The sequence below is a fragment of the Alteromonas sp. 009811495 genome (assembly GCF_028865455.1).
Lineage (GTDB): Bacteria > Pseudomonadota > Gammaproteobacteria > Enterobacterales > Alteromonadaceae > Alteromonas.
Map to the genome: position 1 here is coordinate 1,433,708 of NZ_CP113972.1, position 26,724 is coordinate 1,460,431.

The following is a 26,724-nucleotide window of genomic DNA, read 5'->3' on the forward strand; positions in this document are numbered from 1 at the left end:
CAAAATCTACTAAACTCAATATCCATTGGTATAAATACCCAGCGAATTGTTTTCATTTTGACCGTTTAGTCGTAATTTGACAGAAAAATGAAAATAAAAGGACGTTATGGGTTGCGTCAGAAAAAAATCTGAGTATTATATGCCGCCGTTGCCAAGACACAGGCAACAACAGGAAAGAAAGGGTCGTTAGCTCAGTTGGTAGAGCAGTTGACTTTTAATCAATTGGTCGCTGGTTCGAATCCAGCACGACCCACCACTTTCTCTCCTAGCATCAAATGATGGGTCGTTAGCTCAGTTGGTAGAGCAGTTGACTTTTAATCAATTGGTCGCTGGTTCGAATCCAGCACGACCCACCATCATTTGAAATGCGCAGCACATCATAGTGTCACTTGATGGGTCGTTAGCTCAGTTGGTAGAGCAGTTGACTTTTAATCAATTGGTCGCTGGTTCGAATCCAGCACGACCCACCATCAAGCCAAGAACCAAATACTCCCCAATACGCAAAATTTCCTTCGATGTGAAATTAGGATTTGAACCAGCGAAGCTGGTCGGCAAAACTCTCGCAGCGATTTTGAACGTGCTTTCACGTTTGCCCTTTGATCTTCTCTTCTTGTCCCCATGTACTTTATTTCAAGCACTTAGCAAAAGCGTTGAATAGTAAGCATGACTACGACTATTTTATTACGCTATTGTTGTCTATGGAGTGTGTAATTTTTATGACAGTTGGGTATAATCCGCACCCTTGTCGCAACAGAGATGTAGGTTAATGTCAGTAGCATTTCGAGTGGAGCAGGTAGAGTACCCGTTCCCTGCAAAACCACAGCCATTATCAGAAGCACGTAAAGCTGAGTTGAAGGCTGAAATTAAAGCCTTGTTAAAAGCCCGCAATGCGGTGCTAGTAGCACACTATTACACCGACCATGAAATTCAAGCGCTAGCTGAAGAGACAGGTGGTTGTGTTGCAGACTCGCTAGAAATGGCGCGCTTTGGTCGCGATGCGCAAGAACAAACATTAATTGTTGCTGGCGTGCGTTTCATGGGCGAAACAGCAAAAATACTTAGCCCCGAAAAAACCGTGCTTATGCCAACACTGGAAGCAACATGTTCGTTAGACATTGGCTGTCCGGTAAAAGAATTCAGCGAATTCTGTGACCAGCATCCAGATCATACTGTTGTTGTTTATGCGAACACATCAGCTGCCGTTAAAGCGCGTGCAGATTGGGTGGTTACCTCTAGCATTGCATTAGAGATTGTTGAGCACCTAGATAGCCAAGGCAAAAAAATTATTTGGGGGCCAGATCGTCACTTAGGCTCTTATATCGCCAAGCAAACCGGCGCAGACATGTTGATGTGGCAAGGTGAATGTATTGTGCACGACGAGTTCTCTGCACAAAAACTGGCTGACATGAAAGCATTGTACCCTAACGCTGCAGTATTGGTTCACCCAGAGTCACCTGCAAGTGTAGTTGATATGGCTGATGCGGTTGGCTCTACGAGCCAGCTTATCAAAGCGTCTCAAACTATGGACAACGACACCTTTATCGTCGCTACTGATAAAGGCATCTTTTACAAGATGCAACAACTTACTCCTGAGAAGACCTTTATTGAGGCTCCAACGGGCGGTAACGGCGCTACGTGTAAAAGCTGTGCTCACTGTCCTTGGATGGCAATGAACGGCTTAGAGGCGATTAAGGCGTCTTTGACGGGCGAAAGTGAAGGGCATGAAATCTTTGTGGACGATGAGCTTCGAAAAGGTGCACTTATACCCCTTGATCGCATGTTAGATTTTTCTGCCGAGCTAAAAGCAAAAGGCGGCTTGTAAAACAGCGCGTTTTATAAGCACTTGCTCACTAATTTTTAGCAAGTTCTTGATTAAGCGCGCGGCATTACCTACTATACGCGCGCTCAAGGGAAACCTTGATACCAAATTTGGAGAGATGGCTGAGTGGCTGAAGGCGCACGCCTGGAAAGTGTGTATACGTTTATAGCGTATCGAGGGTTCGAATCCCTCTCTCTCCGCCAGATTACCTCAAGGCCTCGCGGTTCGCGGGGCTTTGTCGTATAAGGCTTACAGAGAATTTGATGTAACCACTAACTTGTACAAAGTGGTGGTATAAATGAGTAGAATGGCTACACCTGAAAAGCACCCAAAATCAGGGGTGTATTACTTCAGAATGGCGGTCCCTAAAGACCTCATTCCTATCATAGGCAAAACTGCCTTTAAGACTTCCCTTAAGACTAAAAGTCTCGCTGAAGCTAAGAGACTGTTCCCCAGTTACCTCGAAGAAGCTCACAGAGAGATTGAACTCGCACGTCTTAAACTCAGTGATGAGCCCTCAGTTAACTTAACGGTCAAAGATTGCGTCATACTCGCTGAGCGTTGGTATATCCGCATTAGAGACCGTATGGAAGCCAGTGGCGACTTCACAGAGATACTTGTAAGGGACGCTGAGTGGTGTGATGGGAAATACCGTTACCATGAGTTTGGATTGTCTGACTCGCTTCCTATATCAGGTTCAGAGATAGTTCGTGCTACTGAAGCTCAGTTGAAAGAGTTGGCTGAAGACTTGCGAGACCACATTGAAAGTCAACTCGACATTGAAGGGATTGCTGTGCCATTTGGTTGCCCTAGCTTCATTCAGTTAGCACGCTCCTTTTACCCTTACATTCCAAGGCTTGAGTCGCTCTGTAGAGCTCGCTACAAGGACGATTGGACGTATCAGCCAATAAGGTGTGAACTTGCTGGTAATGCACTGTCAGTTGCAATAGAAGAAAGTCAGGCACCGCTGAAATCTGTGAATAACACCAGTCGCCAAGTTAAGAAAACCAATACTATTACATCAGTACTGGACGCGTACATTGAGTTAGAGAAATCGAGAGTGTCAGCAAAAGGTGGGCGACTCAAGACACTCGATGAGACTGACTCTAAGGTAAGGTCTTTAGTCAAAATTATAGGGGATCTTGATGTTACAACGGTTCAACGTAGTGATATTGTGAAACTAAGGGACACTCTGGGATTGATGCCTAGCTCCGGTGGTAAAAGTGTTAAGAATAAATCTCCAGAAGAGCAGATTCGAATAGCTGAACAGCGAGATCTCAAACGCTATGCACCTAATTCAGTTAAGAAAGCCTTAAAGTTATTGTCGACAGTGTTTACGCATGCAATGGATATGGGGCTGATACCTCATAATCCCGTTAACGGTGTAAAGGTGAAGGAGATTGTTGATAAATCTGAGACAAAAGAGGATAGAGGATACTCTCAAGCTGATATTGAACTAGCATTTCAAGACGAAATATTTCATTCAACAAAGGTTACAACTTCCTATGGAATGGCGTCTTACTGGGTCCCTATACTATGTCGATATACTGGTGCGAGGATTAATGAGATAGCACAGCTGAGGAAAGAGGATGTCATCATAACAGGCAAGGACTTAGTCCATTTGTATCTTAGAGAAGGCGAGGAACAAAGCCTTAAGTCACCAAGCTCAGTACGAGAAGTGCCGGTTCCTAAGCACATTGTAGAACTAGGGTTTGTTGATTATGCGAATAGGCAAAGTGACTGGTTGTTCCCAAAGCTACGCCCAAACAAGTACGGGAATAGAGGTGTTAAAGTGGGGCAATGGTGGACTGACACAGTAAGAGGCAAGGGAATCAAAATCAGTCAGCCTTCTCATGGCTTTCGCCACGCCTTTAAGACTTTGATGAGAAGTCTCTCAGTAGAAGACAGTGTTAGTGATGCTATTACAGGCCACGCAGCGGTTAATGAAGGTGGTCGTTATGGCACTGTGACTATAGACACTAAGAGATCTGCCATAGATAAACTACCAAGGTTAAACCTTAAGCGTATCTGGTAGGTGTCTAGGGGGGGAGGGGGCGAGGTAATGACCCTTAGTAACGATTGCATCGTTCCATGACTTTACAAAAAAACGTTATTATCGTTTGCTCATTTTTTCAGTACATCCTGTTAACAAGCAATAATACTGTTAAAGGTTAATATGGGTCGATGGTATTTCGTTTTTCAGGGGACAGTTAACTAAGCCTCTTTCTAGGGTTTGCAAAAGGGCTACTGTAACGTCATGTCGTGCGCACTATGGCCTTGAAAAAACCTCTGTATCCCTCGTTATACATGGGTCTCACGGGGGAGCGTGAAGTGTTTTTCGTGGTAACGGTGTAGCCCTTGAATTAGACTAAAAGTCTTCCTCTTTAAGCTCTTTGGGTCCATCATAAGACTCATCGAGCTCACCACTACCAAGACCAATTCCATAGACAAGAGCCGATGTGAACGAGTCATTAGGACTGCTGATGGTACGTCTCCACGGATCAGTGCTGCCTCCCTTAAACCTTCTCAGTTGACGTTCCAGCATTGTCTGTGGCGGCACTCCTTCTGGTAAGAAGTCAGAGTTTACATCACCAGTGCTGATTTTCTTAGGTGCGTACTTCTTGAGCTCTAACTCCCTCACAAGCCCTGTTAGGTCATATTGCCCTCCACACCACTCCCTTACCTTTGCTGCTGTTCCAAAGGGCTTCTTACTAGTGTAGACCCTAAACCCATGATCTATTGACTCATTGTTATAGGCCATCTTGTTAGCTTTAGCGGTAGCTATGATTAGGTTCGCAGCAGTAAAACGGCCTTGAAAGCCTTCTCCCTTCGCTGGGTCTCTGTGACTAATGTGGTAATCATAGACTGGCTTCAGTTGACCGTTAGCTTTGGTAAAACCTGTGGCTTTCTTACGCTCAGCCCAGAGAGCATAAATTCCCTTAATATCACTCTCATCAGTGGGCATACTTACTTGTGACTGCCTTTTAGCAGCTTCAGCAAACCAGCGACCAAATTCTGAGAGCCAGAACTGTCCTCCAAAACACTCTTTACACTTGGTACTCAATCGCCCATTAGACCGCTTAGCTGGTATTCGACGCTTACCACACTCACTACACTTTCTTGGTGTTACTACTTTACTCATTGATGATTACTTAAGGCTTCTCTGAGGCTGCTAGAGCTCGTTGTACTGTTGATAATGACACTCCTACTATAAAGGCTATCTTACGAAGTGATATGCCTGTAGAGCGCAGTGTATGGATGCGCTGGTGGTTAGATTGATTGACTGGACGCCCACGATACTTACCAGCTTGCTTGGCTTTCTCTATGCCTTCCTGACGCCTCTCTTGAATCATGGATAGCTCAAACTGAGCAACAGCTCCTAACATGCTTAGCATCAATTCTGACATAGCATCAGACCCACCAGCATTGAAACACAGAGCTTCTTTATGAAACTTTACGTTGATACCATCTGAGTTCCATTGGGTTACAAGTGTCTTTAGGTCTACGAGGTTTCTAGCGAGCCTGTCAATGCTATGAACATGGATAGTATCTCCTTCTCTGACATATTCCTTAAGACCTTCCAATGCTGGACGTTTAGTAGTACCACCACTACAACGGTCTATGAACTGCTTCTTGAAAGAAATCCCTGAGTCTGACAACTGACGGTCTGTGTTTTGGTCCGCAGTAGAGACCCTAATGTATGCTAGATCAGCCACTTCCTGTACCTGTTTGATTCTAAGAGGTGGCTAACGGTAAAGTACCCATAAATAAAAATCAAGTCATATAGGTACGTTTAGGGGCAGTTTTGACTATGCTCGTGTGGGTATACCTAATGAATATAGATTGCTATTGTTTAGACAAAGGAAATTAATAGTTGAGTGGCGTTATGCGATGGTTTGCAGATGACTCTGATTTAAGTATGTTGAGTACCCATAATACACCTGATGTTGTGCTATTTGGTGGATTCACTATTGGGTTTAAAGACGAGCTTTGCCTAAAGAATGACATTGAGGCAATTAAAGCGAAATATGCAGATAGAAGAGCTCCTATAAAGTGGAATTTCAAGGACCTTGAGAAAGACTATATCAGCGCGAATAGTCATCAGTACTACAAAATGATGAAAGATAATATGGCTGATATAAGAAAAGAGATATTCGAAGCAGCTGCTCGCTACGACATTTCAATTATCGTGTCATTAGTTAAGTCATATAGTAGTGACAAAGATAAGCTGAAGAAGCAAAAAGATAATTTAGGCCGTTACGTTTTCACTAATGGTCTTATGAGGTTTGCATATCAAGCAAAGGACGATCAGCCGGCGAGAGCTGAATTAGTTATGGATTGGCCAACTAAGTCCGTATCTAAGCCTTATGATGAAGAATACGCATCAGCGTACAACAAAGGGGTGTGTGTAGCTAACAACACTTATGATGCAGGTAGACTTTGCTCTTTGAACTTTTCTGATTCGATACTTTACACGCGAATGAAGCACAGCACTATGTTGCAATTAGCGGACATGATTGTAGGGGCGACCCGTGAATTTATACAGATGGCAGTCAAAGATGAAAAAGATAGGCATGGTCCAAAGCTGCTAGAGCTTCTGGCACCAAAGTTTAGAGGTTATCCAGATAAAGTTGTTGGAAGGGGATTAGTGATAGGCTCAGGCAACAGCGAGATTAAGAGCTTGGTGGGGTCAAAGTTCAAAGAAGTTTATTTAGACTGTATTCCTCCATGGGTACTGTACGACTAAGATAAACAAAAAAGTTGTACAATATGAACTAACCGGATAATCTTAACGTGTTGATACGCATGTGTTTTTTATGAATTGGTTACATTCGAGGGTTCGAATCCCTCTCTCTCCGCCAAATACAAAAGAACCGGCTTTCGCCGGTTTTTTTATATTTACTGGGATATGACGGATGAGAACCCGAGTACAGGGTTCGACAAGTTGCGACTGAGCAACTTGAAACGAGCGGCTTGTCCGCCAAGCCCAAAGGGTTGAAAACGCATGAGCGTTTTGAATTAATCCCTCTCTCTCCGCCAAATATAAAGAAACCGGCTTTCGCCGGTTTTTTTGTATTTGCTGGGATGTGACGGATGAGAATCCAAGTACAGGGGTCGACAAGTTGCGACTTGTCCGCGAGGCCCTAAAGCATTTTTCACATGCTATTTGCAAAGCGCTTTAATTCTCTCAATGAGCGTATCACGAACACATTTTTTTCGTCTTTTCGGCTCTCAATAGAGTGCAAAAACTTATCATTCCAAAACAAAGGGCAGAGCCGCAACGTCTTAAAAGACTTCACAGTACCATTAAGAACCGAACTGTTTTTTGGCCAACCCTCAGGCTTCTTATATATACTTTTCAACAAGCGTTTTATAACAAGCCAGTAAGTTACAGGGTAAGATAAATCTATATATACAAGCGTGTCGGCAGCAGCGATACGTTGGTAAAACGAATCTAATGAATTGAGCGGTCCGAAACCTTCAATTATCCATTCAGGAGACGAAATAATTTCAGAATGCATTGTCTCATAAGAGCTTCGCTCAATTTCCTTTCCAGAGCTTTCATACAGTATTGAGTCTATAGAATATTTCTTAATTCCAGTAGCCAAGGATAGGCGATGGCTCAATGTAGATTTACCGTTTGCAGGCTTTCCAAATACCGCTATTTTCTTCATTGTTTGCTGCCAGTGTGGTGTTAGTTAGTTTTCAATAAAGCAATAGTCTCGAGAGCATTTCGTATAGCGTGAGCTGGTTTCGTAAGCCCTCGACTCTGTATGCTTCTCATCCACTCAGTAACTTTCTGGGGTCGAACTGTTTCGACCTTTTGTCTTTTCAAGGCATAGAAAATAAGCCCAGCCAATTAAAATGAGCTGAAGTGGAGTTCGAATCAACAAATAGATTGCACCCCATTGGTGTCCACCAAGACCTGTTGCATTTAGCGCTGCGTAAATATTTGCGGGGAAGAAAATGATAAAGATAGCAATAGCGGACTTAGCAGCAATGTTCTGCAGTTTAGGAACAAAAAGCGCTAAACCCACGGCTAACTCCAAAGCACCCGTGAGGTAGATTAGTAACAGTCGAAAAGGTACCCATGGAGGGAGCATCTCAACCATCCCTTCTGTTTTAACAATGTGCCCTATTGAGAAAAAGATAAAAGCAATACCTAATCCCCAAAGGGCATATTTCCTCTTATCAAGTGACGACCCATTCAACTTAGAAGCCAAAAAGGCCAACGTTAATGGGAGAGTTAGTAAAGCAAGTATAATGATTGGCGTTGTCATATCAAAAGTCCGTCATGTTACCCAGTAAATTGTGTTTCGTTAACTTGTCCAGAGCTAGGACAAGAAGTTGCATCTAGAGATCAAAGGATCTTCTTTAAACCAAAAAGATAGAGCTCTTCTAATTCGGACCTGTCAGCGCCAGCGCGCGCGCGTAAGCTGAGCGTTTGCATCAAGCCTTGCAGTAGTTGGGCGTTGAGCGTGTTTTGCTCGTCTTCACCGCAAACATCTAACCTAGCTTTTAACAGCGCATCAATCTTACTCATGATGCCCTTGTAAAAATGATGAACATTACCGTTCTCGGCGCTCTCAGCGGGCATAGTACTTGTCGCCATACAGCCAAGATTGTCACTGCAATAGAAATCCAACAGACAAGCAAAAAAGCGTTTAAAGGCATCCTCTACTTGCTCATGCTCAAGTGCTTGCGCAAGTGGCGCTGATATTTTGTCGAAGTAGTGCTCAACAGACTGAATAAAGATTGCCTCTTTGTTGCCAAACGCGTTGTACATGCTTGGTCTGTTGATACCCATAGCTTTTGCGAGGTCGTCAAGAGAAGTAGCTGAATACCCCTTCAGCATAAATAGACTTACAGCTCCGTCTAGCGCCTTATTCTTATCAAATTTTCTTGGGCGCCCTCGCGCTTTTGATTTTTCTGCTTGCATAAATGTTCTTGCAATATTTTGTCTTAAACTTATTATATGCGAAACGGTACAAAAATAAAGTGTTTTTGTGAAACTCCAATAAAGCATGAGAGGTTAGTACTTCCATGTTTTTGTTATATAAAGGCTTAATAGGTATTTAACGATGCATCTGACGCCAAAAGGTGCCCACGATTTATAGATAGGAAATGTGAAATGTTGAAAAAAAATCAAAATACAGTGGAGCAACAAATAGAGATTGCAGACAGAGCTATCATGGAAAAAGACTATGACATGTTAATGTCAATCTATACTGATGATGCTGTACTGGTCGTAGAGCCAGGCAGAAATGCACGAGGAAAAGATAAGATCAGAAATGCCTTTGTAAAAATAAGCGAGTTTTTCGATAACGGCTTGCGCGTAGAGCAAAACGGGTTGGAGGTTTTAGAATCAGACGACACTGCATTAGTTTTGGCAAACACGGTTGTTTCTGGTCCAGACTTTCCCGCAGTGACGCGCAAAGCTACTTACGTGTTCAAGAAGTCAGAAGATGGAGTTTGGTTATGTACCATCGATAACTCATATGGGCATGAAATTATTGGTAAGGCAATTGCCTAAAGCGCACTTCGCAATTGAATTATTAAAATGGTGTGAACAGGCTAGCGTTAATAACGACTTTAGGGAAAATTCGATGAGCTATGCCTTTGTTTCGCCTGCTTACAGTAACAAAACGCTAGCTTGATAGCGTTGATGATATGCGTAAAACAATCTCTTTGTCTCAGTATGTAAAAAAAGAAATGGCGTTTCTCTTGGCGCAAAGCGCTCGATGAGAAATATGCTGTATCGCTCTTTCGGTGCGAAGTCTTTTTCTGAGTTTTGGTATTATTGGAACCCGATCTGGAGTTTTTACCTTGCCAAGTTCGTCTATCAGTGGTTTGTGAGAGCACTAGCAAACAGTATTTTCATTATTTTTAGTTTTAGTATTGCGCGGTTGCTCTCGTTTTAACATTCACACAAAGACGCAGAACCATTTCGGAATAAGGTTAGAGTTAGGTGGTAAGCGACGTTGAGTTTCTTCTACTCCTCTTGTAGGTCACATTCATTCTCATGAATAATTGATGTCATTGCTTACTGGGTAGACACATTTAAGTTCGAACCCACCCAGAAGGCTTTTTATTGTTTCTCTGCGGTAACCTTAAGCACCCAGTCGCCGATGATTTCTAGTACTTTCGGTGACATGGTCTCTTCAATCTTGGCATATTCCGTCATAAAGCCGGTATTGGCTTGTTGAAATAGATGGTTTACTCCAGCTATTTCTTCAACCCGATGAAGAGGGTGTTCATGTAAAGCGTCGCTAATCTTTTTTAGATTCTGTTTCGCATCCATTTGAGTATCTTTGGTTCCGTGAATTGCCAATACTGGTATCTGCAATTTGCCAAGATACACCTCAGGTTTGTGTGCTAGAAAGAACTTTGTCCAATTTGAAGTCAACTCCTTAATTCGTGCTTGTGATAGCTTGCCTCCACCAATTGTTTTGATCTCTGATTTTATATTTTCAGGTAGTGCTTGCCAGTTTCTTTCGTAAGTACTTATTAGTTCGGAGGTTAGCGTTGTACTGTCTGAGTTTATCATCACCACTTCATTCAGCGCTCTGGTCATAGTACTCCCAGCATTCGCTGCTTCATCACTCAACCCAGTCGCCTTAAGGATTGTTTTCACTTGCCATACAGCAATCTCGTTACCGTTCTGTCCAGGTCCAGCAAGTAAAGCAATAAAACTCACATTGGGTGAAGTGTTAGCAGCGATTGGCGCAACAAGTCCTCCCTCACTATGGCCAATTAATCCGATATTGTCTTTCGCAACATTAGCGTGAGAAGAGAGGTAATTCACTGCTGCGCTAACATCGCTAGCAAAATCAGCGCTGGTGGCAGCTGCAAAATTACCCGTTGAATCACCCACTCCTCTATCGTCAAATCGCAAAACGGCTATCCCTTTCTTTGTCAGGAAGTCGGCTAATACTAAGAACGTTTTGTGACCCATAAACGTTTGGTCTCTATCTTGCGGGCCGGAACCGCTAATCAATACGACAGCAGGGTACTTGCCTGTTGAAGAGGGCAAAGTTAATGTGCCAGCAAGCTCTACATTTTGTTCTTGGTTTTTAAACTTTACTTCTTTGACTACATATTCATAGGGAGGCAATGGATGTTGCGGTCTTTTGACTACGGAGCTTATTTCCTTGCCCGCCTTTTTTAAGCTTAAGGGCAGTTTATTGAGACCTTGTAGCCAATGACCCTTTATTTCATTGTTTGCAAGGGTTAAACGGCCTATAAAAGAAGCACCGGCTGCGGCAACATTAATATTAACTTCTAACCCATCAACGGTTACCGACTCAATGGGTATGTTAGTAGCGCCTTGTGCTGGGCTGTCCATTGTTGCGGTCAAATCTGAATTAATATTAAACACGAGCGGTATACTCTGACCTTGCACTGAAAGTGAACCTTCCCAACTTCCTGTAATATCTTTGTTTTTTTGTTGTTCTGCCAATGCATTTTTATTGCTGCAAAGCATGATAAACAAGACTAGCGTCAAAAGTGCTTTTACTGATTTCATGCTAGTGCTCCCCATTTTCGTCGAACTTTGCATTGACGGAACAAGAATGCCTTGTGTGACAACCCATTGAATTCGGTCTAAATAAATAGTGATAAGTAATGTACCAACCGCCTATTGTAAAAATAAACGCAGTAGAGGCGAAGTCTTTGTCTTTTGATAAATAAGCGATAAGTAGAATTAGCCCTGCCCAAACAATACTAAAGCCAATGGATTTTCTATTTTCTTTAAAACACTTCATGACGCTGATCCTTATAATAGAGTTTGTTGTACTATTGGTTCGTGTAGTACAAGTAATACATTACGTTTAATTGTACTACTAAGTCAAGTGGTACATGTTTGAAAGTTATTGTATGATGCAGGAATGAAGCAAGTGTGGGGATGAAATGAGGTATTGAGTGCGATGAATATAGTCATTGATGTAGAGAGCGATACGCCGATATTTACTCAATTGGTAGAGCAGGTAAAGCAAGGAGTAGCGACTAAAGCGCTCAAGCCAGGCGCGCCTTTGCCTTCAATTCGCAAACTTGCAAATGACCTAGGCATAAACCCTAATACAGTGTCTAAAGCTTACAAACTATTAGAAAGAGACAGCGTTATAGCTGGCAAAGGATACCGAGGGACCTTTATTCATGAAAACGCGTTAGAGTTTTGCGAGACAGATCTCAACGCGACAGCACTAAGTTTAATGGTAGAAAATGTAAGACAATTACGAGAGCTTGGATTGACTGATTCTGAAATACGAAATGCTTTTGCGTCAGCCATGAAATAGTTGGAGAGAAGACATTGAATTTCATTAATGAGTTATCTGAAACAATCATCAACTTTGTATTTCTATTTCAGCTCTTTTTTATTTCCATTTATGTATCAAGAGCTTGGCGCGAGAGTAGGCGAGTGCTACTAACAAAGTACCCACAGTCTGTATTTCCAAATTTATACGCGAGGGATGAGTTAACCGAGAATAAACGGCTGATAGTAAGGAAATGGCTAGACTATGCGATATTTGTAATAGGGTTAGCGGTTTTGCTTTATTTACAAACTACGGCAAAAAGTCCAAATAATGTTGCTGATTACATGCTATTGGTCGCACTGCTTCAGCTCAGCCCAATGTTTGTTTCTGCCTATTGGTGTAATCAAAATAGCCGATTGATATCAAATCGTTACCCCAAAAAGAGGCGCACAGCTCAATTAACAAATTACACATTGTTTGATTTCATATCATTGCGCACATTGATTTTTACGTTAGCAGTTTACTTGATTTCAGTTGGGCTGGTTGTTTACATGTATTTTTTTGCAAAGCCTGGGGAGCTTAAGTCTGTCTATTTGATAGGTCTTAGTACTGCGGTTACCTTATACATCTTTCGCTTAGTCTGCGTTCTTATATTCGGCAAGAAAAAAGACCACTTTATTGAGCAACAAGAAAGAATGCTCAAATTATCAGATAAGATAAGCGCTTTGATGGCATCTCTCGGTGCGTACACTTGCTTCGTAGTAACTGTTCTTCTATTTGACTTGATGAATCTAAACCAAAGCACTGCCAGCATTGTCGCGAGTATCTTTGCGCAAGCAATTGTGTTTACCACACGCAATCAATATTACCCAATTAACCCCAGCGTATATAAAGAATAAGGTTAGGCATTACGGTTGTAAAAGTAAACGAAACGAGTAGGAAAGTAGACAGATTGGAATCAGCGACTAAGTCGCTGCGCTAAAAAGTCATATACAAAACGTATGCGTTTGTTGTGGCGGAGCTCTGAGTGACAGACCAACCAAGTATCGTATTCGTAGATTGAGTAATCCTGAGTGAACGCAAATTCTAGCTCGTCAATTTCTGAACCGAGATATGCGGGCAGTAGCACTAGCCCAAGTCCTTGTTTAGCCAACTCAATTTGACTAAGTTGACAGTCACTTAAACAAACGTAGTCAAGGCTTTCTTCAGCGATACCACTGTTGTGCAATAGTTGAGTTGTGTAGTCAGTTTCAAGAAAGCCTATAATCGGAATCAGCTTTTCATCATCGTTTGAGTTTCTAAGAGCACTACAAAGACTGGCAGTGCCAAACAGATCAACGTGCATTTCACCAAGTTTACGAATGATGAGTGTTTCTTCATCAGGTCTATAGTGTCGAATTGCGATATCAGCATCGCGGTGTATAAGATCGGTGCGGCGGTTCGATACTTTTAGTTTTATCTGCAAAGATGGTTCTATCGTTCTGAGTTCAGCAATTAGCGATGGCAAGTTAAACACGGCGTCGATTTGGCTTACAGCAATAGTCACTATGCCAGAATGAGACTCTGTCGCCCCTTGCGCAATAAGAATGGTGTCATTCGCTAATTTCTCCATGCCTTGTAAGGCCTCGACAACGCGCTCTCCCTGAGGAGTTAGAATTAAGCCATTCTTGTAACGCTCGAATAGCACAATTCCAAGACTTTTCTCCAACGCTGCTATACGGCGTCCAACGGTAGGTTGACTGGCATGAAGTTGTTTGGCAGCTGCAGTTAAAGAGCCTGTTTCTGCGGTTCTAAGAAAGGCTTTGGCGTCATTCCAATCGAAATCCATTACGCTTCTCTATGTTTTGCAAAAAACTAGTATACATGTTTGGACAGCCATTCCACACCAACTCTCTCATTGAGCCACTTTTAGTTGCGTACCTTGTTTGATAAACCACACGGCAAGTGAAAACTCGCCAACGACTGTTGGAATTGCAACGAAAAGAAGTAAAGAGAAAGCATAATCAGAGTAAGCAGAAAATGTCAGATGTAATATGGTATCAATTAAATACGCTGATCCACCAAAGAACAGAAAGCTTCTAATGCTGGTGGGGGCGGGTACAATCATCGAAAGTAATATCAAGTGAATACCGAAAAATGCGAGGCCTAACATCCAGATAGAGTTGAAGCGATTTATACCGTCTAAGATAAGCCCCTCAGAATGGAAAGAAAGACTGTTAACGAGTGAAACAGTAGCGACAGCAAGAAAAAGGGCGTGTATTAAGCGAAACAGTGTACTGGCGATGGTAAGTGAATTGCGCTTGAACAATGTATATAGCGTACATGCAATGATAACGTCAAAAAGGATGGTAAGCATTAGGGCTGCTATACCGCGCTCGACGATATTTGATTGACTAAATACTACTTCTAAAGGGGCGTTCTTTATCGCTTCAATAACAAAAAAGTTTGCGTAGATGGCTAAAAAGAAAATAAAGAAATAGCCCACACCAGAGGTTAGAAACATGCGCTTTTCGTTTTGTTTTTTAATCATATGCCCTAAACCGTTAAATAAATTTGAGTGACTGCCTACAAGAGCGCAAACAGCACTAACATCATTACAATTTGCATCATCAAAAAAACTATTACTGCTAAGCCGCTCAAATTTCGAATTGCTTGCTTGATTTCCTTTTTGCTTATCATTGTTATCCTTAGTGAGTCATTGATAGGCCTCTTATCGTTCTGTATGTTGAAGGTTAATAAGTCTTTTGCCCATTCCATAAAACTGAATGCACTTTATTCAGTAATGAATATTGCTGACGCGCTTCTTACCACCTAATTACTTATTAAGCGTTTCTTCTGCCAAGTGATACCAGTGATCTTGTATAAAAACGATTTTACTGTCTTTGAATTTAAAAATAGCCAAGCGAGATGGACTCGAAGTTACTTCAGTATCTTCTTGATTTCGGTACTGACTCACGAATTCTACCGCTGCTGTTTGATACCCATGAATCACTGATTTTAATACAGTGTTAGCTTCAACAGTGTTGGCATAGCCACCTCTTTCCATTTGACGAAGAAAGGCTTTTCTCCAAATATTCTTATCAAACTTAGCTTCATACTCTTCGTGTAAATAGACAACATCTTCGTGTAGCGAACCCAAAAATACTTCAACATTCTCGGTGGTCGAATGTTGAACAACAGAGAGGTTTATTTTTTGATAGTAGTCTTTGATTAGGGTTAATTGACACTGATTATCACAGTGGGTGTCCGCGTTTACTTGCATCGCAAGCACGAGAAATAGCATTGCTGTAAAACGTTTCATCCGTTGCTCCTGATTTATTAAATAGTTATGGCTGAGTTTTCATAGTGACTCAATTCAATGATTTCATATCATTGCAATTGCCGCCTATCCATTGCGAGAAAGCAGAATTTTCGTAGCCAAGCTCTATTCTATCTTCGACGCTAATAAAGTATGTTGTAATCAACCCGCTTGCATTTACGTCAACCTCAAAAACAGGAATCGATTGCTTATTAAATACGATGTCGTTTTTTCGCACGCCGACAATTTCTAATTGAGACAGTCCATTTTGATAGTGATATGTAGGAATTGAGAATGTAGTATTATGTTGCAGTGGCAGCGCGGTAAATAAAGTACCCCACAAATTTCCTTCCCAGAGTTTTCCGTCGAACATTAGGCTGAAACCATCTTTATTTGTCTGCTGGCCCAATAAAAACACAGAAGTGCTATCGCCATCAAAGTCATAGTCGATGCTCAGAGACTTCCCTCCCATCCGCGAGTGATAAAAGTGGGTAGGAGTCATATCTCTATTTAATACAAATTCATCTTTCATATTAAAATTACGTGACGGCATAATTTGATGAATAGCAATAAATGTTTTGTCGCCTTTCTTTACTATTTTTTTCGAGACCTTTGCGACAACTTTCTTTTGATTTTCACCATCTGGAACAGATGATAGGTAACAATAATTACCAACGGCTAAATAATCAGAACTAGGCAATTCGTTGCCTGATTCATTGCCAATGACGAATAAGGGGACCAAAAGAGTAATGGTAAATAGAGCGACGCGAGATGAAACCATAAAAGTCCTTAATACTTATCGTACAAATAAATCTCCTCATCAGTTCTTCCTTGTATATCAAGTCGTCACAGGTGGGCAGATATTTAGGGTTATATTTTGAAGGTATATTGAGATGATGCCCATTCCATAAAACTGAATGTTAGTTATTCAAAAATGAATAGTTGGGGAGTATTGGGCTAAGAGGGAAGTGAAGAAGTTAAGCGAAATTAGTTGGTACTCCTAAACCCGTCTTTTGAAGTTTGATTGCAAAAGGTGACTGAACTCTTAGCACACCAATCCATCACACTAATTCGTCACTATTCAAATTTTAAATATATTTGAGAGTAATGGCTTATTTGCACTACAGACCGCGTTTCGCAAGCAAAAGCGTCTATACAGTAAATTCAGAATTCTCACTATAAATAACAAAAATTAAACATTTTGTTTACATGCCTTTTCTTACTTGGTTATTGTAGATATCCCACACTTAATGAGCCGTTCGCTACGTTGTTGATGTGGACTATCGCTCAAAAATAATAAAAACACATAAAAACAAGTAAGAGAATAATAATGAGTAAACGCTTACCCTTAACCTTTAAACGCAAACAAGTCGCAACGCTCATCGCACTTAGTTTAAGCCTTACCAGTCAATCGGTGTTATCGCAGGAAACCACAGAGCCTGCAGAAGATGAATTGGTAGAACAAATTCTTATCACGGCTTCAAAAAGAAGCACAGGTTTGCAAGAAACACCTATCGCCGTTTCAGTTACTAGCGGTGAAGCCATTGAACAAACCCAAGTGTTAGATATTCAAGATATGCAGGCACTTGTACCTACGTTGCGCGTAACACCGCTTCAGCGCTCTACCAACACCAACTTCTCAATTCGCGGTTTCGGTAACGGAACTAACAATACGGGCATAGAGCCGTCCGTCGGCGTGTTTATCGACGGTGTATATCGTTCACGCGCTGCTGCGCAAATTGGTGATCTACCGCGGGTACAACAAGTCGAAGTATTAAGCGGCCCGCAAAGTACATTATTTGGTAAGAACGCGTCGGCTGGGGTAATCAGCATTAGAACCGATGCACCATCGTTTACGCAAGAAGGTAAGGTTACGCTTGGTATCGGCAACTATAACCAGCGACTATTAAAGGGATACTATACCAACGGTATTACTGATGAATTTGCTTTTAGTGTATCTGGTGGTATCAATAAGCGCGACGGCTACACTGATAGTGTTGTGGAGGGTGTTGACGAGCTTAATAACCGCGATCGCTGGAATATTCGTGGACAAGCCCTTTACGAACCAAACTCAGATGTTCGACTTCGCTTTATTGCCGATTACAGCGAAATTGATGAGCGTTGCTGTACGGTAGCAGACTTTATTAATGGCCCAACAACAGGTGTGGTAAGAGCGCTAGGGGGAACGGTATTAGATACTGAAGACCCTTATGCTTACGAGTCTGCACTAAACTTCAATCCAAACAATAGTGTGGAAGACGGTGGTGTGTCATTGCAGCTGGATGTGGACTTCGAAACATTCTCATTTACGTCAATCAGTGCGTATCGAAACAACAAATCAGACTACTTTGTTGATGTAGATTATACCTCGCTAGATATCTTAGCCGAGGAGGGGCATACCGATATTGATACTTTCACTCAGGAATTTCGCTTAACTTCAACGGGCGAAAATAAGCTAGATTGGATGGTGGGTATGTTCTACTTCTCTGAAGAAGTAGATACTGGAGATACGTTGTTTTACGGTTCAGCGGTGCGCCCTTTCTTTGACGTTTTACTTAACGCTGGCGTAGCGCAAGCTATTGCTCCACTGCCATTTGAAGCCGTTTTTCCTGATGGTTTCTTAGGCACATTTGAGCCGCTATACGGGCAAGCTCCTGGAACATTTTTTGGGCCAGATCAGTTCGTGAATAGCGAGTTCTTACAAGACAATGACGCGCTTTCGGTATTCCTTAGTTTGGACTATCACTTCTCAGACCGTTTGACGGGGACATTCGGCGTAAGCTACACAGAAGATGAAAAAGATGTGTCTATTGAGCAAGTAAATACCGAAGTATTGTCTTCGATAGACTTTGCTACTACACCTACGGTGTTTGGTGTGCCGCTTTCCACCGCTGTGCCAGCACTTACTCCGTTTATCCCAACGTTGCAAAGTGTACAGTTTTTACCACCTCAGCTGACTTATCCAAACGCAGTTGAAAGTGGTAATACCAACGATGACAAAGTCACCTGGAGTGCGCGTATTGCCTATGAAGTAAACAAAAACATCAATGTGTTTGCTACGGCTGCAACAGGTTTTAAGGCGTCTTCATGGAACTTGTCCCGCGACACGCGCCCGTTCGCAGCGGACCAAAGCGCACTTGAAGCGGCCAATCTAACTCAGCCCAATCAAAGTTACGGTACGCGTTATGCGGGACCTGAAGAGTCAACGGTATACGAGCTAGGGATGAAGGCCCGATTTAAAGACGGTGCTTTTAACATCACATTGTTTGATCAAACTATTGAAGGTTTCCAATCAAGCATATTTGTTGGAACAGGCTTTGTGTTAGCTAATGCAGGTAAGCAGTCTACAAAAGGTGTTGAATTTGATTCAACCTATAATGTGACTGACAACTTAGTGTTTAACTTTGCAGGTACCATTTTAGACCCAGTTTACGACTCGTTCGAAGGCGCTAATGGACTAAATGGACCAACGGATTTATCGGGCACTATGCCTGCTGGTATCCATGAACGAAGCTTTGTTGCGGGCTTAACGTATCACCTTGATTTCGAAAATGGCATGACAGGTTATGTGCGAAGCGATTACCTGTATGAAAGTGAAGTTCACATTGTAGAGAACGTACCACCTGAAATGACTCGAGAAGTCAGTACACTAAATGCAAGTGCTGGTCTTGAGTTTGAAAATGGCGTTAGCGTACAGGTATGGGTTCGTAACCTCACCAATGACGAGTATTTCTTATCGGCATTCCCACCGCCTATTCAAGCGGGGAGCTTCAACGGATATCCGAATCAACCTCGTACTTTTGGTGCAACAATTTCATATTTGTTTGAATAAAACACGCTTGTACGTGAATTTAAAAAGGCCAGTTTGAATCTGGCCTTTTTTGTACAAGAGATAAACTAGTTACTGCCAGGTACTGCAGGCACACCGTTACCATTCTTTCCGTTAGTAATATACATGCTAACTTCGTAATTTCCTGTTCTGAACGTACCGTTACCTGTACCGTCAAGAGAGATTATTCCCACGCCGGGCAACAGCAACTCATCAGGTGACGAAACTTGCAGTATGTAATCGCCGTCTTGGTTAAGCGGAGCATCAACCATATACGCATCAAAACCCTCGAAGTTTTGGAAGTTGCGTTGCACGAGTGTTAGCGAGCCATCACGCTCTACGTAATAAAGCGCGACAGCACCAATGACGAAATCAGCTAGGGCATTATGCTCTGCTGACGGTGTATCAAAGCCGAAGAACTCAGCACTTAAAAACTGACCTGACTTCGCTGTAAACCGGTAGCTATCTACTTCTCCTGCAACGTCAATACGTCCAGCTACACGCGCTTCTAATAACTCGAGTTTACCACCAGCATTATCGCCAGTTTCCAATGTATTTGGTGCAAGTACTTTTCGTAGTTTTACCTTTTTATTACCGCCAGTGACACTCTCTTCTTGCAGTAACCTCGCTCGCTGATTTGCAGCGAGTTTCAACGCTGAACGTTCAGAGAAAAAACGCAAGTCTACAGTGCTATCGGCAAAGCCTGTACCTACACTAGCACCAGATGCCATTGTATGATCAAATGACTCAAGGGCAGCAAGTGGGCCGTCAAATACAGGGAAAAAGTCACCCGTACCCGGTGTTACACCATCACCTGGTGCGCCGAAACTATCGTGGTGACGCAACCCTAAATTATGGCCTAATTCGTGAGCCCCAGTGTTCGATGCCTGATTAACAATTGCTGTCGACAATGCAGCATCCACATCGCCATCAACGATAGGAATACCTGAAATACGCGAGAAGAAATCGCCAGAAGGATCGAGTGCTACGAGTACCTGCCAAAGACTTGCATCAACAAATGCACTGTCGTCGCGTATATCATTTCTAATATCAATAGACTGGGCGCGGCCAAAAAGAATACCGTTGTTAAAGTCGATACATACACCGTCTTCGTCGCGACATTCAAAAATAAGAGTAGAGTAATCTCCTTCGGTAGGTCTTGTTTGCGTGAAGCTAATGTCAAAACCTTCATAGCGACTCTCAATATTCGCTTGAATTTGATCGCGCTCACTTTGGGAGTACTGATAGCTGGTAAACGTTTGTCGTACATTTGGTACAAACGTAATCGCTTCGAAAGTAGGCGATGATTGTTCAAAGTCAAGGAAGACTACTTGGGTATCGGTGTTCTGCTGACCAACGGCAACACCTTGGCCTTTTTTACTATTTTTGCTTTGTTTACCACTGTTTACTTGTGCGTTAATGGCGGATTCTTTGTCAGATGCGTCTGATAGTAGCGCCAGAGTTTGTTCAACCGATAGCGCTCTTCTGTCAAGGCAAGAGGTTTGACCGCAGTCATCCATGATGACAGGAAGTGATGTGGTAGTATTAATATCTTGGGCACTAGCGCCTTGCCAAACACAAAGCATACTGCATGCTAGTAGACTTAAGCGTACTGTCTTTTTGCTTTTTTTCATTTTACTAAGTCCTTTCAGCTGCTTGAAAGTTGCAACACCTTAAATACAAACTCGCGCAGTTGATTAATTTTTGTAGTAGAGGTTTTCTAACGTTTGGGTTAGAAAATCCAATGTAGCAAAGCGCAAGACATTGTTAAATTAATAAACGTTCATAAAATAATCAGAGTAATTTGACAGATGTTCACTTCCCTTTACGTAACCTTATTTTACTGATCCGCTTAGGAGTCTTCCGGCTCATAGTGAGTACGCTCTACTACGGTTTTGTGCTCATTGAGAGGGGAGTGGCAACAAAAACCAGTTTGCACTGGGACACACAAAGTTTAATGTCATAAATTTGTGGTTAAATTTTGATCAATGTGTAACACTGATAAATGCTGACTTGGTCGTTACATTTTTTAAACAGCCAAATTACGGACATCATATTCATTGCCTAAATTCGCTTGGAGAGAAGAAGTGTAGTGAAGCGGTCAGCACGTACAATCAATGACTGCGGTAAATGTCACTTCATTCTAGATTATCACTATGGAGGTGTATCATGTCTGGAACTTCTGAAGCAGTTACTCAGGCCACAAGACTAAACGAAATTGGATTCCCTGAATTTACGACTAAACTCATAACCGATGTATTTGACGCATTAATTTCTAGCAATATCCGCCAAACCGAAGCCTATATCGAGCTGCTTCAACAAACTAGCAAGTCGCTTTCTTCTTTTATCAATGACACCAAAGACGATATCAGCGGTGACATGATTTTAGACTTTTTAGCTCGCGCGTTACCTGCTGATGTCGACGATCAAGAGAAGGTTACTGCGGTTGAAAATAACGGTGGCAACGCCACACTCAATCAAGATCAAGCCAATACGCTAAATGCAGCGCTTGAAACGCCAGCAGAAGCCGGTGTCACTGACAATAACCAAGTTGCCGTAGATGGCCAAAACTCGTATGACGCTATTTTAGATGCCGTAGCAAGGCGAATATCAGTAAATAAATACGACATGCTCAAAGAAATGGTAAAACAAGGAATTTTGCGACTGGTTATCGAAAACGGCGATATAGAAACGCGTTTAACTTTTACCACCTATGGTTCGTCGTTTAGCCGAGAAACACAGAACAAATACAACCGCAAAGCGTTTTCTGCAAAGGCTCGCGCTAAAACCGGTTCTATCTTATCGCCGTGGGTCAAAGCATCGGCGTCAACCAAATATTCTAATGTGACGGTGACGACAACAAGCAAAGTTGATCAGGATAGGTCAGGCTCAAGAGTAAATATTTTTGGTGGTGTGAAAATTAACTTCCGCACCGACTATTTACCGTTAGATCAGTAAGGATACACGCCATGTCAAACTCAGCTCTTAATGAGCTGGGTTTTGCCGAGTTTGTGGCAAAACTCATCTCAGATACCTTTGGTGCGGTTCTCGCATCGCAAATCGAACAGCAAGATAAAATAACAGAACTCACGAATTTACTGTCACTTTCGGACGACGAGTTTGTTGCAATGTGCATGCAAGACGACGATCTTGTGTTTCAGTTAGAAGAGAATCTCAAGCAGCGCTACCCTTTTGATAGTGATACAGCACATGCGGTCTTCAAGGGCGCGCCGTACCAGCCACCAACGCAACAAAAGGAAGAGCAGCCACCATTTTTTAATGATCTAGGAATTTCGCTGGAAGAAAAACTGCACTTCTCAGGTAAAAAGTTAACCGAAGAAGGTGCAAAGAAAATAAAAAATGCCGTCATGTTTAACATTGCGCAGAAACAGCGCCAACTGCTTTCTGATGTATTGATAAATGGTATTCCCAAGTTGTCTGTCGATCACGGCAAGATCAACGCAAAGCTAACATTCAGCATGAAGGATGAGGGCTCGCAGGAAGAGGAAGATGAGAGTAACTCTGCGCCGAGCAACAATGCAGTAATAACCAACAATTTCGCTGTGAACAATTTGTCAGTGGCCAATCGATTTGCCGGTGTTATTGATACGTCAAAACTGATAAAAACAAGGCTTAACATTACGCCAGCGAGTAACCGAGCGCCGCAGGACGCACAAAGCAGCGCAAACATTTACAGCGAAGTTGAAATTCACTTCAAGTCCATTTTATGACTACTTCCACAGACGTGCAGAGCTTAATTTGGCTGGTTCATGCTGAAATGGCAACGGTGATGAACACCCTAGCCAATCAGCAGTCAGGCTTTGGTGTAGAGAGTATCCGAGTAAGAATGGGGCAGCTAACTGATAACGGAGATAACGGTGAAACGGCTCCCCAGCTTGATGTCCAGCGCTACCCGCTAGCCCAACAAGGGTGGTTACTAGACATTAACTACAACGTTCATGCTTTTGATACACAACCGGTACCTGCGAAATGGAAAGGCTTAAAAGGCGATATTGAGGTTATTCACCTTCAAGGCGTAGGTCCACAGCTTACCAAGCGTCTGCATAAGTTACAGATCTTTACCATTGATGACCTAAGACTTATGAATGCTGAATTGGTCAGGGACCATGACTTAAGACAGCACCAAACGATGGCTGCGCTTGCATTAGCGTTGCCGCCTATCGCTCTAACCACTGATATCCTAGAAAAGTCGCCGCTATGGTTGATAGACAACGAATCGTGGTTGAATACCCATGTGTCTTCAGACAATCACCTTCGTGCACTCTCTACATGGCTACGGCAACTTGAGGTTTGTTTGGATAATAAGTGGTTGTCTCGTGTGTCATTACGCGAAATTGTAGACTAATTCCGCGCACAGTCTAAAAAATAACTTGCTTTCATGTAACCTTTGGGTATCATTGATACCTAAGGGTTACATATGGTTGGTTTAGGTATCATAGAACCGACGGTTTCCCACTATGCCATGGCTCGATATAACGTTTTACTTTTTTAGTTTGTCGCATTTACCGTGCGAACTACGCAAAGGATTTAATTTATGACACACACTTCACCTTCTGAAGTAACAGCAGCAATGGAAGAGGACTATCTGTCTTTGATAGGGCAATCGAGTATTGCTGTGGCTTTTATTTTGTTTTTTACCGCATTGTCAAATGCCAACATCGGTCAGGATACGGCTTGGGAGTGGGTACTTGGTGGTGGAACATTGGTTGCGCTAACTGCGGTGATCACACTGTGCATTAGGTCGTTTAAATACACAAGAAACCTCAATAGAGTCGGGTTTTGGACGCTAAAATTCAATGACGAATACGTTGACTTTGTAAGTGGTATAAGTTTGCGAATTACCTGTCACATTATGATGTACGGCGGCATTATCATTGGCTTTTTTGGTAGTGATATGTGGTTTAAAGCGCTTGTTTCGCCACTGCCGCTTAACACTGTTGTTCAACTGTTAGTGAGCGTCGCATTTTTAGTGCACGGTGGCATTATTGTGGCGAAACTGCGAGAGGAAGACCTAAATGAATGAGGAGTTAGACAACCACATCCACAAGTTTAGGTTGCAGCATAAAATCTCTCAGCAAGAACTGGCTGATGCAATAGGGGTTTCTCGCAAAACAATTAGCACGGTAGAAACAGGGCGCTTCACGCCATCCGTGGTCATTGCGCTTAAAATAGCGAAATACTTTGATGTACCTGTTGAGCACATGTTCGAGTTGCGTTGAGCAGCCTGTGACTTACATTAAGCGTACGACAATGTCGTACGCTTTGGTTGATTTTGCCCACCTGTAACACCATTTGATGCTAACAACGAACGAACCTTGTTTGTTGTGAAATCGCTAGATACCTCGGGTTGTGATTGCAAGAAGTGTTCTCCTGCCTTGAGACCCAGTTTATAGTCGTGCTTAAGTTCTGCATCACTACTGCCCAGCAACTTACTCTGTAACTTCTGTTCAGCGAATATTTGTACTATTTCGACGTCTTCAGGCGGATTTTCAATAAATGCTAGCGCTTTTTGATAGGCGCGTTCATGCTGCAGCAAATAATCGATTGTTTTTGGGCATTGTCCTGTCGCGCACATAACGGTACTTAGCCGCTGTAACCAAACTGATTGGGCTTGAAAACTGCTATCCACTGTACGAATAACAACAATCTTACGCGCGCCACGCTCATAGGCTTCTATTACAGGAAGCGGTGCAGCTAATCCGCCGTCTAAGTAAAAGTCAGTATTTGCGGCATTAACATCGTACTCGTGTAAGGTGGTAAGCGGCACGCCCTGTTTGTATAACATAGGCAATGCGCTCGATGCCTTAATTAAATCCACCCATGCGTTTTGGCTTGTGAGTGGGTTAAGGTAGTACGCTTTTCTGTCACGTACGTTAGTGGCAGTAAATAATATTTCTCTACCGTGTACATTTTCTAATGCGGTGTCGAAGTCAAGCAAACGCTTGGCCTCTCTGGTTTTATCAAAGTACCAATCTAAGTCGACAATGTGCTTACCTGTTAGCGCACGACCTAGTTGAAAAAAGCGTTTGTGGCGAGTAAGGCCACGGATAAGACGCTTTGCGTACCCTTTTTGGCGCGCAACATAACTCGTAAGGTTTTGAGAGCCAGCAGAAGTGCCAATTAGAATATCAAATGGGTCGTAATTGTTTTCAAGCCATGTATCTAATACACCTGCAGTGAAAATACCACGTTGTCCACCACCTTCGGCAACCAAGGCTACCTTAGTTGCCTGACTACCACTAAGTGTTACCACGTTGGATGATGAATGACCTGACATTAGAAAACCTCGCGCAACCCGCTAATTTATTAACTACCTTGCGCTATATTAAAGCGTGAGAAAAAACGGCGAAAATTGAAAGTTTGAATCAGCGTGATTGAAAAACCTGTACTACCAGTCATTTATTTGTAAATGTAGTGTTAAGGTATTAAATTAGCGCACGAACATAAAGGCGCTTAGCAGTACATGCGAGAAGCAATGAGTAAAGGTAACAACGCAAGCAATATTGTGATCTTAGGGGCGGGAAGCATAGGTTGCTATCTCGGAGGATGCTTACTTGCTGGTAACCCCGAGTTGTCTAGCTCATTGACCTTCATAGGTCGAGAACGACTTCAAAATGACATTTCAAAAAATGGCCTAACGCTTACAGATTGGCAAGGTAGGGATGTCTTCGTCGATTCAGCCGGTGTGAATTTTTCGGTAACAAATGATGCTCTCGCATCGGCCGACTTCATTTTACTGTGTGTTAAAAGCCAAGATACACAAGAGGCTGCAACGCTTATTCAAGCGCATGCTAACCCCAGTGCAGTGATTGTGAGTTTTCAAAATGGCGTTACTAACGGCGATGTTCTCGCAAAGACCTTGTCGCAGAAAGTCATCAAAGGAATGGTGCCATTCAATGTCTTCTACGAAGGAAAAGGACATTTTCATTGTGGCACAGAAGGTAATTTAGCCATTGAAGATAAAGAGGGAATATGCGGTAGTTTGCTTGAGAAGTTTAACAAAGCCTTGCTACACGTCACCGTGTATGACGATATAACTGCAGTTCAGTACGGAAAACTGATCATGAACTTGAACAATGCAGTAAATGCGCTTTCTGGGATCCCCCTAAAGCAGCAGCTTGGGAATAGAGCTTATCGTTTGGTAATGGCCAAAGTACTCAAAGAAGCCCTTCACGTGTTTAAGGCACATGGCATCACTGTGGCAAGAACGGGGAAGGTTATCCCGAAACTAATGCCAACTATCATGGTTCTTCCTAATGCTCTGTTCCAAGTTGTTGCGGCTTCAACGCTTAAAATTGACCCACAAGCGCGTTCGTCAATGTATGAAGACTTATCGCTGGGTAGACGAACCGAAATTGATTTTTTGAACGGTGAAATAGAGCGGCTCGGTCGACTAAGCGGTATCAGTACGCCGGTAAACAGTAAAATTGTAGCGTTAGTGAAAGACGCCGAGCGCAAGAAAAAAGGTAGTCCAATGTTGTTACCTGCTCAGCTCATGTGACAC

The 26,724-nt window shown here is 42.6% G+C and carries 26 protein-coding genes and 4 tRNA genes; 17 read left to right on the forward strand and 13 right to left on the reverse strand.

Annotation, left to right across the window (positions count from 1 at the left end; all coding sequences use genetic code 11):
• Positions 1 to 180 precede the first annotated feature (180 nt).
• From OZ660_RS06475 to OZ660_RS06500, 6 genes are all read left to right on the forward strand, one after another.
• Positions 181 to 256: transfer RNA gene (locus OZ660_RS06475), tRNA-Lys, on the forward strand.
• A gap of 24 nt (positions 257 to 280) precedes the next feature.
• Positions 281 to 356: transfer RNA gene (locus OZ660_RS06480), tRNA-Lys, on the forward strand.
• 38 nt (positions 357 to 394) lie between these two features.
• A tRNA-Lys gene (locus OZ660_RS06485) sits at positions 395 to 470 on the forward strand.
• Positions 471 to 766: 296 nt separating this feature from the next.
• A complete protein-coding gene (gene nadA / locus OZ660_RS06490; protein WP_274742930.1) occupies positions 767 to 1,822 on the forward strand; it encodes a quinolinate synthase NadA in 1,056 nt (351 codons plus the stop codon).
• A 109-nt stretch (positions 1,823 to 1,931) separates the two neighbouring features.
• A tRNA-Ser gene (locus tag OZ660_RS06495) sits at positions 1,932 to 2,022 on the forward strand.
• A 95-nt stretch (positions 2,023 to 2,117) separates the two neighbouring features.
• On the forward strand, positions 2,118 to 3,854 hold the full coding sequence (locus OZ660_RS06500; protein WP_274742931.1) for a DUF6538 domain-containing protein: 1,737 nt from the start codon (positions 2,118 to 2,120) through the stop codon (positions 3,852 to 3,854).
• 333 nt (positions 3,855 to 4,187) lie between these two features.
• Here OZ660_RS06500 and OZ660_RS06505 read toward each other — a convergent pair whose 3' ends face one another.
• A complete protein-coding gene (locus tag OZ660_RS06505; protein ID WP_274742932.1) occupies positions 4,188 to 4,961 on the reverse strand; it encodes a hypothetical protein in 774 nt (257 codons plus the stop codon).
• A 10-nt stretch (positions 4,962 to 4,971) separates the two neighbouring features.
• Positions 4,972 to 5,535 carry a recombinase family protein gene (locus OZ660_RS06510; RefSeq protein WP_274742933.1) on the reverse strand — a complete coding sequence of 188 codons (564 nt, stop codon included), beginning with the start codon at positions 5,533 to 5,535 and terminating at the stop codon, positions 4,972 to 4,974.
• Between the two features lie 158 nt (positions 5,536 to 5,693).
• Here OZ660_RS06510 and OZ660_RS06515 point away from each other — a divergent pair, with 158 nt between their 5' ends.
• The gene (locus OZ660_RS06515) at positions 5,694 to 6,566 is read left to right on the forward strand and encodes a DUF3800 domain-containing protein (RefSeq protein WP_274742934.1); all 873 of its coding nucleotides are present in this window, start codon (positions 5,694 to 5,696) and stop codon (positions 6,564 to 6,566) included.
• Positions 6,567 to 6,975: 409 nt separating this feature from the next.
• Here the strand turns inward: OZ660_RS06515 and OZ660_RS06520 are convergent, their stop codons facing one another.
• The 3 genes from OZ660_RS06520 to OZ660_RS06530 form a co-directional block, all read right to left on the reverse strand.
• The gene (locus tag OZ660_RS06520) at positions 6,976 to 7,494 is read right to left on the reverse strand and encodes an adenylate kinase (RefSeq protein WP_274742935.1); all 519 of its coding nucleotides are present in this window, start codon (positions 7,492 to 7,494) and stop codon (positions 6,976 to 6,978) included.
• A 114-nt stretch (positions 7,495 to 7,608) separates the two neighbouring features.
• Positions 7,609 to 8,100, reverse strand: coding sequence for a DoxX family protein (locus OZ660_RS06525; protein WP_202264551.1), 492 nt, complete (start codon positions 8,098 to 8,100; stop codon positions 7,609 to 7,611).
• A gap of 80 nt (positions 8,101 to 8,180) precedes the next feature.
• Positions 8,181 to 8,759 (reverse strand): TetR/AcrR family transcriptional regulator, encoded by a 579-nt coding sequence (locus OZ660_RS06530; RefSeq protein WP_274742936.1) that lies wholly within the window; start codon positions 8,757 to 8,759, stop codon positions 8,181 to 8,183.
• A gap of 192 nt (positions 8,760 to 8,951) precedes the next feature.
• Between OZ660_RS06530 and OZ660_RS06535 the strand changes: the two genes are divergently transcribed.
• Positions 8,952 to 9,353: a YybH family protein gene (locus OZ660_RS06535; RefSeq protein WP_274742937.1), complete on the forward strand. Its 402-nt coding sequence runs from the start codon at positions 8,952 to 8,954 to the stop codon at positions 9,351 to 9,353.
• A gap of 555 nt (positions 9,354 to 9,908) precedes the next feature.
• Here the strand turns inward: OZ660_RS06535 and OZ660_RS06545 are convergent.
• The gene (locus OZ660_RS06545; RefSeq protein ID WP_274742938.1) at positions 9,909 to 11,345 is read right to left on the reverse strand and encodes an alpha/beta hydrolase family protein; all 1,437 of its coding nucleotides are present in this window, start codon (positions 11,343 to 11,345) and stop codon (positions 9,909 to 9,911) included.
• 1 nt (position 11,346) lies between these two features.
• The gene (locus tag OZ660_RS06550) at positions 11,347 to 11,583 is read right to left on the reverse strand and encodes a hypothetical protein (protein WP_274742939.1); all 237 of its coding nucleotides are present in this window, start codon (positions 11,581 to 11,583) and stop codon (positions 11,347 to 11,349) included.
• A 162-nt stretch (positions 11,584 to 11,745) separates the two neighbouring features.
• On the opposite strand from OZ660_RS06550, the gene OZ660_RS06555 reads away from it, so the two are divergent.
• Both OZ660_RS06555 and OZ660_RS06560 read left to right on the forward strand, forming a co-directional pair.
• Positions 11,746 to 12,114: a GntR family transcriptional regulator gene (locus tag OZ660_RS06555; protein WP_202264570.1), complete on the forward strand. Its 369-nt coding sequence runs from the start codon at positions 11,746 to 11,748 to the stop codon at positions 12,112 to 12,114.
• A 122-nt stretch (positions 12,115 to 12,236) separates the two neighbouring features.
• A complete protein-coding gene (locus OZ660_RS06560) occupies positions 12,237 to 12,971 on the forward strand; it encodes a hypothetical protein (protein WP_274742940.1) in 735 nt (244 codons plus the stop codon).
• A 59-nt stretch (positions 12,972 to 13,030) separates the two neighbouring features.
• Here the strand turns inward: OZ660_RS06560 and OZ660_RS06565 are convergent, their stop codons facing one another.
• The 4 genes from OZ660_RS06565 to OZ660_RS06580 form a co-directional block, all read right to left on the reverse strand.
• Complete coding sequence (locus OZ660_RS06565) at positions 13,031 to 13,900, reverse strand: LysR family transcriptional regulator (RefSeq protein ID WP_274742941.1); 870 nt, start codon at positions 13,898 to 13,900, stop codon at positions 13,031 to 13,033.
• Positions 13,901 to 13,966: 66 nt separating this feature from the next.
• Positions 13,967 to 14,602, reverse strand: coding sequence for a DUF4386 domain-containing protein (locus OZ660_RS06570; protein ID WP_274742942.1), 636 nt, complete (start codon positions 14,600 to 14,602; stop codon positions 13,967 to 13,969).
• Between the two features lie 285 nt (positions 14,603 to 14,887).
• Positions 14,888 to 15,373 (reverse strand): hypothetical protein, encoded by a 486-nt coding sequence (locus OZ660_RS06575; RefSeq protein ID WP_274742943.1) that lies wholly within the window; start codon positions 15,371 to 15,373, stop codon positions 14,888 to 14,890.
• A 49-nt stretch (positions 15,374 to 15,422) separates the two neighbouring features.
• The gene (locus OZ660_RS06580) at positions 15,423 to 16,151 is read right to left on the reverse strand and encodes a hypothetical protein (protein WP_274742944.1); all 729 of its coding nucleotides are present in this window, start codon (positions 16,149 to 16,151) and stop codon (positions 15,423 to 15,425) included.
• A 549-nt stretch (positions 16,152 to 16,700) separates the two neighbouring features.
• On the opposite strand from OZ660_RS06580, the gene OZ660_RS06585 reads away from it, so the two are divergent.
• The gene (locus OZ660_RS06585; RefSeq protein ID WP_226432778.1) at positions 16,701 to 19,202 is read left to right on the forward strand and encodes a TonB-dependent receptor; all 2,502 of its coding nucleotides are present in this window, start codon (positions 16,701 to 16,703) and stop codon (positions 19,200 to 19,202) included.
• A gap of 65 nt (positions 19,203 to 19,267) precedes the next feature.
• Here the strand turns inward: OZ660_RS06585 and OZ660_RS06590 are convergent, their stop codons facing one another.
• On the reverse strand, positions 19,268 to 20,833 hold the full coding sequence (locus tag OZ660_RS06590) for a hypothetical protein (RefSeq protein WP_274742945.1): 1,566 nt from the start codon (positions 20,831 to 20,833) through the stop codon (positions 19,268 to 19,270).
• 535 nt (positions 20,834 to 21,368) lie between these two features.
• Here OZ660_RS06590 and OZ660_RS06595 point away from each other — a divergent pair.
• The 5 genes from OZ660_RS06595 (at position 21,369) to OZ660_RS06615 (ending at position 24,439) form a co-directional block, all read left to right on the forward strand.
• Positions 21,369 to 22,157: a hypothetical protein gene (locus OZ660_RS06595; protein WP_202264586.1), complete on the forward strand. Its 789-nt coding sequence runs from the start codon at positions 21,369 to 21,371 to the stop codon at positions 22,155 to 22,157.
• Between the two features lie 11 nt (positions 22,158 to 22,168).
• A complete protein-coding gene (locus OZ660_RS06600) occupies positions 22,169 to 22,930 on the forward strand; it encodes a hypothetical protein (RefSeq protein WP_274742946.1) in 762 nt (253 codons plus the stop codon).
• The gene (locus OZ660_RS06605; protein WP_274742947.1) at positions 22,927 to 23,565 is read left to right on the forward strand and encodes a hypothetical protein; all 639 of its coding nucleotides are present in this window, start codon (positions 22,927 to 22,929) and stop codon (positions 23,563 to 23,565) included. The genes OZ660_RS06600 and OZ660_RS06605 overlap by 4 nt, the downstream gene beginning before the upstream one ends.
• Positions 23,566 to 23,754: 189 nt before the next feature.
• Positions 23,755 to 24,243: a hypothetical protein gene (locus OZ660_RS06610; RefSeq protein ID WP_274742948.1), complete on the forward strand. Its 489-nt coding sequence runs from the start codon at positions 23,755 to 23,757 to the stop codon at positions 24,241 to 24,243.
• The gene (locus OZ660_RS06615) at positions 24,236 to 24,439 is read left to right on the forward strand and encodes a helix-turn-helix transcriptional regulator (protein WP_202264594.1); all 204 of its coding nucleotides are present in this window, start codon (positions 24,236 to 24,238) and stop codon (positions 24,437 to 24,439) included. The genes OZ660_RS06610 and OZ660_RS06615 overlap by 8 nt, the downstream gene beginning before the upstream one ends.
• Positions 24,440 to 24,456: 17 nt before the next feature.
• Here OZ660_RS06615 and OZ660_RS06620 read toward each other — a convergent pair whose 3' ends face one another.
• Positions 24,457 to 25,497, reverse strand: a complete 1,041-nt coding sequence (locus OZ660_RS06620) for a patatin-like phospholipase family protein (protein WP_202264596.1) — start codon at positions 25,495 to 25,497, stop codon at positions 24,457 to 24,459.
• A 198-nt stretch (positions 25,498 to 25,695) separates the two neighbouring features.
• Here OZ660_RS06620 and OZ660_RS06625 point away from each other — a divergent pair, with 198 nt between their 5' ends.
• Positions 25,696 to 26,721, forward strand: a complete 1,026-nt coding sequence (locus OZ660_RS06625) for a 2-dehydropantoate 2-reductase (protein ID WP_274742949.1) — start codon at positions 25,696 to 25,698, stop codon at positions 26,719 to 26,721.
• Positions 26,722 to 26,724: the final 3 nt, after the last annotated feature.

What these genes read in the sequence shown, in the direction of transcription:
- OZ660_RS06610 (WP_274742948.1), top strand. Translation starts at nt 23,755, where the DNA reads ATGACACACACTTCACCTTCTGAAGTAACAGCAGCAATGGAAGAGGAC.
- OZ660_RS06530 (WP_274742936.1), bottom strand. Translation starts at nt 8,759, where the DNA reads ATGCAAGCAGAAAAATCAAAAGCGCGAGGGCGCCCAAGAAAATTTGAT.
- OZ660_RS06550 (WP_274742939.1), bottom strand. Translation starts at nt 11,583, where the DNA reads ATGAAGTGTTTTAAAGAAAATAGAAAATCCATTGGCTTTAGTATTGTT.
- OZ660_RS06585 (WP_226432778.1), top strand. Translation starts at nt 16,701, where the DNA reads ATGAGTAAACGCTTACCCTTAACCTTTAAACGCAAACAAGTCGCAACG.
- OZ660_RS06580 (WP_274742944.1), bottom strand. Translation starts at nt 16,151, where the DNA reads ATGGTTTCATCTCGCGTCGCTCTATTTACCATTACTCTTTTGGTCCCC.
- OZ660_RS06565 (WP_274742941.1), bottom strand. Translation starts at nt 13,900, where the DNA reads ATGGATTTCGATTGGAATGACGCCAAAGCCTTTCTTAGAACCGCAGAA.
- OZ660_RS06590 (WP_274742945.1), bottom strand. Translation starts at nt 20,833, where the DNA reads ATGAAAAAAAGCAAAAAGACAGTACGCTTAAGTCTACTAGCATGCAGT.
- OZ660_RS06605 (WP_274742947.1), top strand. Translation starts at nt 22,927, where the DNA reads ATGACTACTTCCACAGACGTGCAGAGCTTAATTTGGCTGGTTCATGCT.
- OZ660_RS06615 (WP_202264594.1), top strand. Translation starts at nt 24,236, where the DNA reads ATGAATGAGGAGTTAGACAACCACATCCACAAGTTTAGGTTGCAGCAT.
- OZ660_RS06545 (WP_274742938.1), bottom strand. Translation starts at nt 11,345, where the DNA reads ATGAAATCAGTAAAAGCACTTTTGACGCTAGTCTTGTTTATCATGCTT.
- OZ660_RS06625 (WP_274742949.1), top strand. Translation starts at nt 25,696, where the DNA reads ATGAGTAAAGGTAACAACGCAAGCAATATTGTGATCTTAGGGGCGGGA.
- OZ660_RS06500 (WP_274742931.1), top strand. Translation starts at nt 2,118, where the DNA reads ATGAGTAGAATGGCTACACCTGAAAAGCACCCAAAATCAGGGGTGTAT.
- OZ660_RS06595 (WP_202264586.1), top strand. Translation starts at nt 21,369, where the DNA reads ATGTCTGGAACTTCTGAAGCAGTTACTCAGGCCACAAGACTAAACGAA.
- nadA (WP_274742930.1), top strand. Translation starts at nt 767, where the DNA reads ATGTCAGTAGCATTTCGAGTGGAGCAGGTAGAGTACCCGTTCCCTGCA.
- OZ660_RS06570 (WP_274742942.1), bottom strand. Translation starts at nt 14,602, where the DNA reads ATGATTAAAAAACAAAACGAAAAGCGCATGTTTCTAACCTCTGGTGTG.
- OZ660_RS06575 (WP_274742943.1), bottom strand. Translation starts at nt 15,373, where the DNA reads ATGAAACGTTTTACAGCAATGCTATTTCTCGTGCTTGCGATGCAAGTA.
- OZ660_RS06555 (WP_202264570.1), top strand. Translation starts at nt 11,746, where the DNA reads ATGAATATAGTCATTGATGTAGAGAGCGATACGCCGATATTTACTCAA.
- OZ660_RS06600 (WP_274742946.1), top strand. Translation starts at nt 22,169, where the DNA reads ATGTCAAACTCAGCTCTTAATGAGCTGGGTTTTGCCGAGTTTGTGGCA.
- OZ660_RS06620 (WP_202264596.1), bottom strand. Translation starts at nt 25,497, where the DNA reads ATGTCAGGTCATTCATCATCCAACGTGGTAACACTTAGTGGTAGTCAG.
- OZ660_RS06535 (WP_274742937.1), top strand. Translation starts at nt 8,952, where the DNA reads ATGTTGAAAAAAAATCAAAATACAGTGGAGCAACAAATAGAGATTGCA.
- OZ660_RS06505 (WP_274742932.1), bottom strand. Translation starts at nt 4,961, where the DNA reads ATGAGTAAAGTAGTAACACCAAGAAAGTGTAGTGAGTGTGGTAAGCGT.
- OZ660_RS06525 (WP_202264551.1), bottom strand. Translation starts at nt 8,100, where the DNA reads ATGACAACGCCAATCATTATACTTGCTTTACTAACTCTCCCATTAACG.
- OZ660_RS06520 (WP_274742935.1), bottom strand. Translation starts at nt 7,494, where the DNA reads ATGAAGAAAATAGCGGTATTTGGAAAGCCTGCAAACGGTAAATCTACA.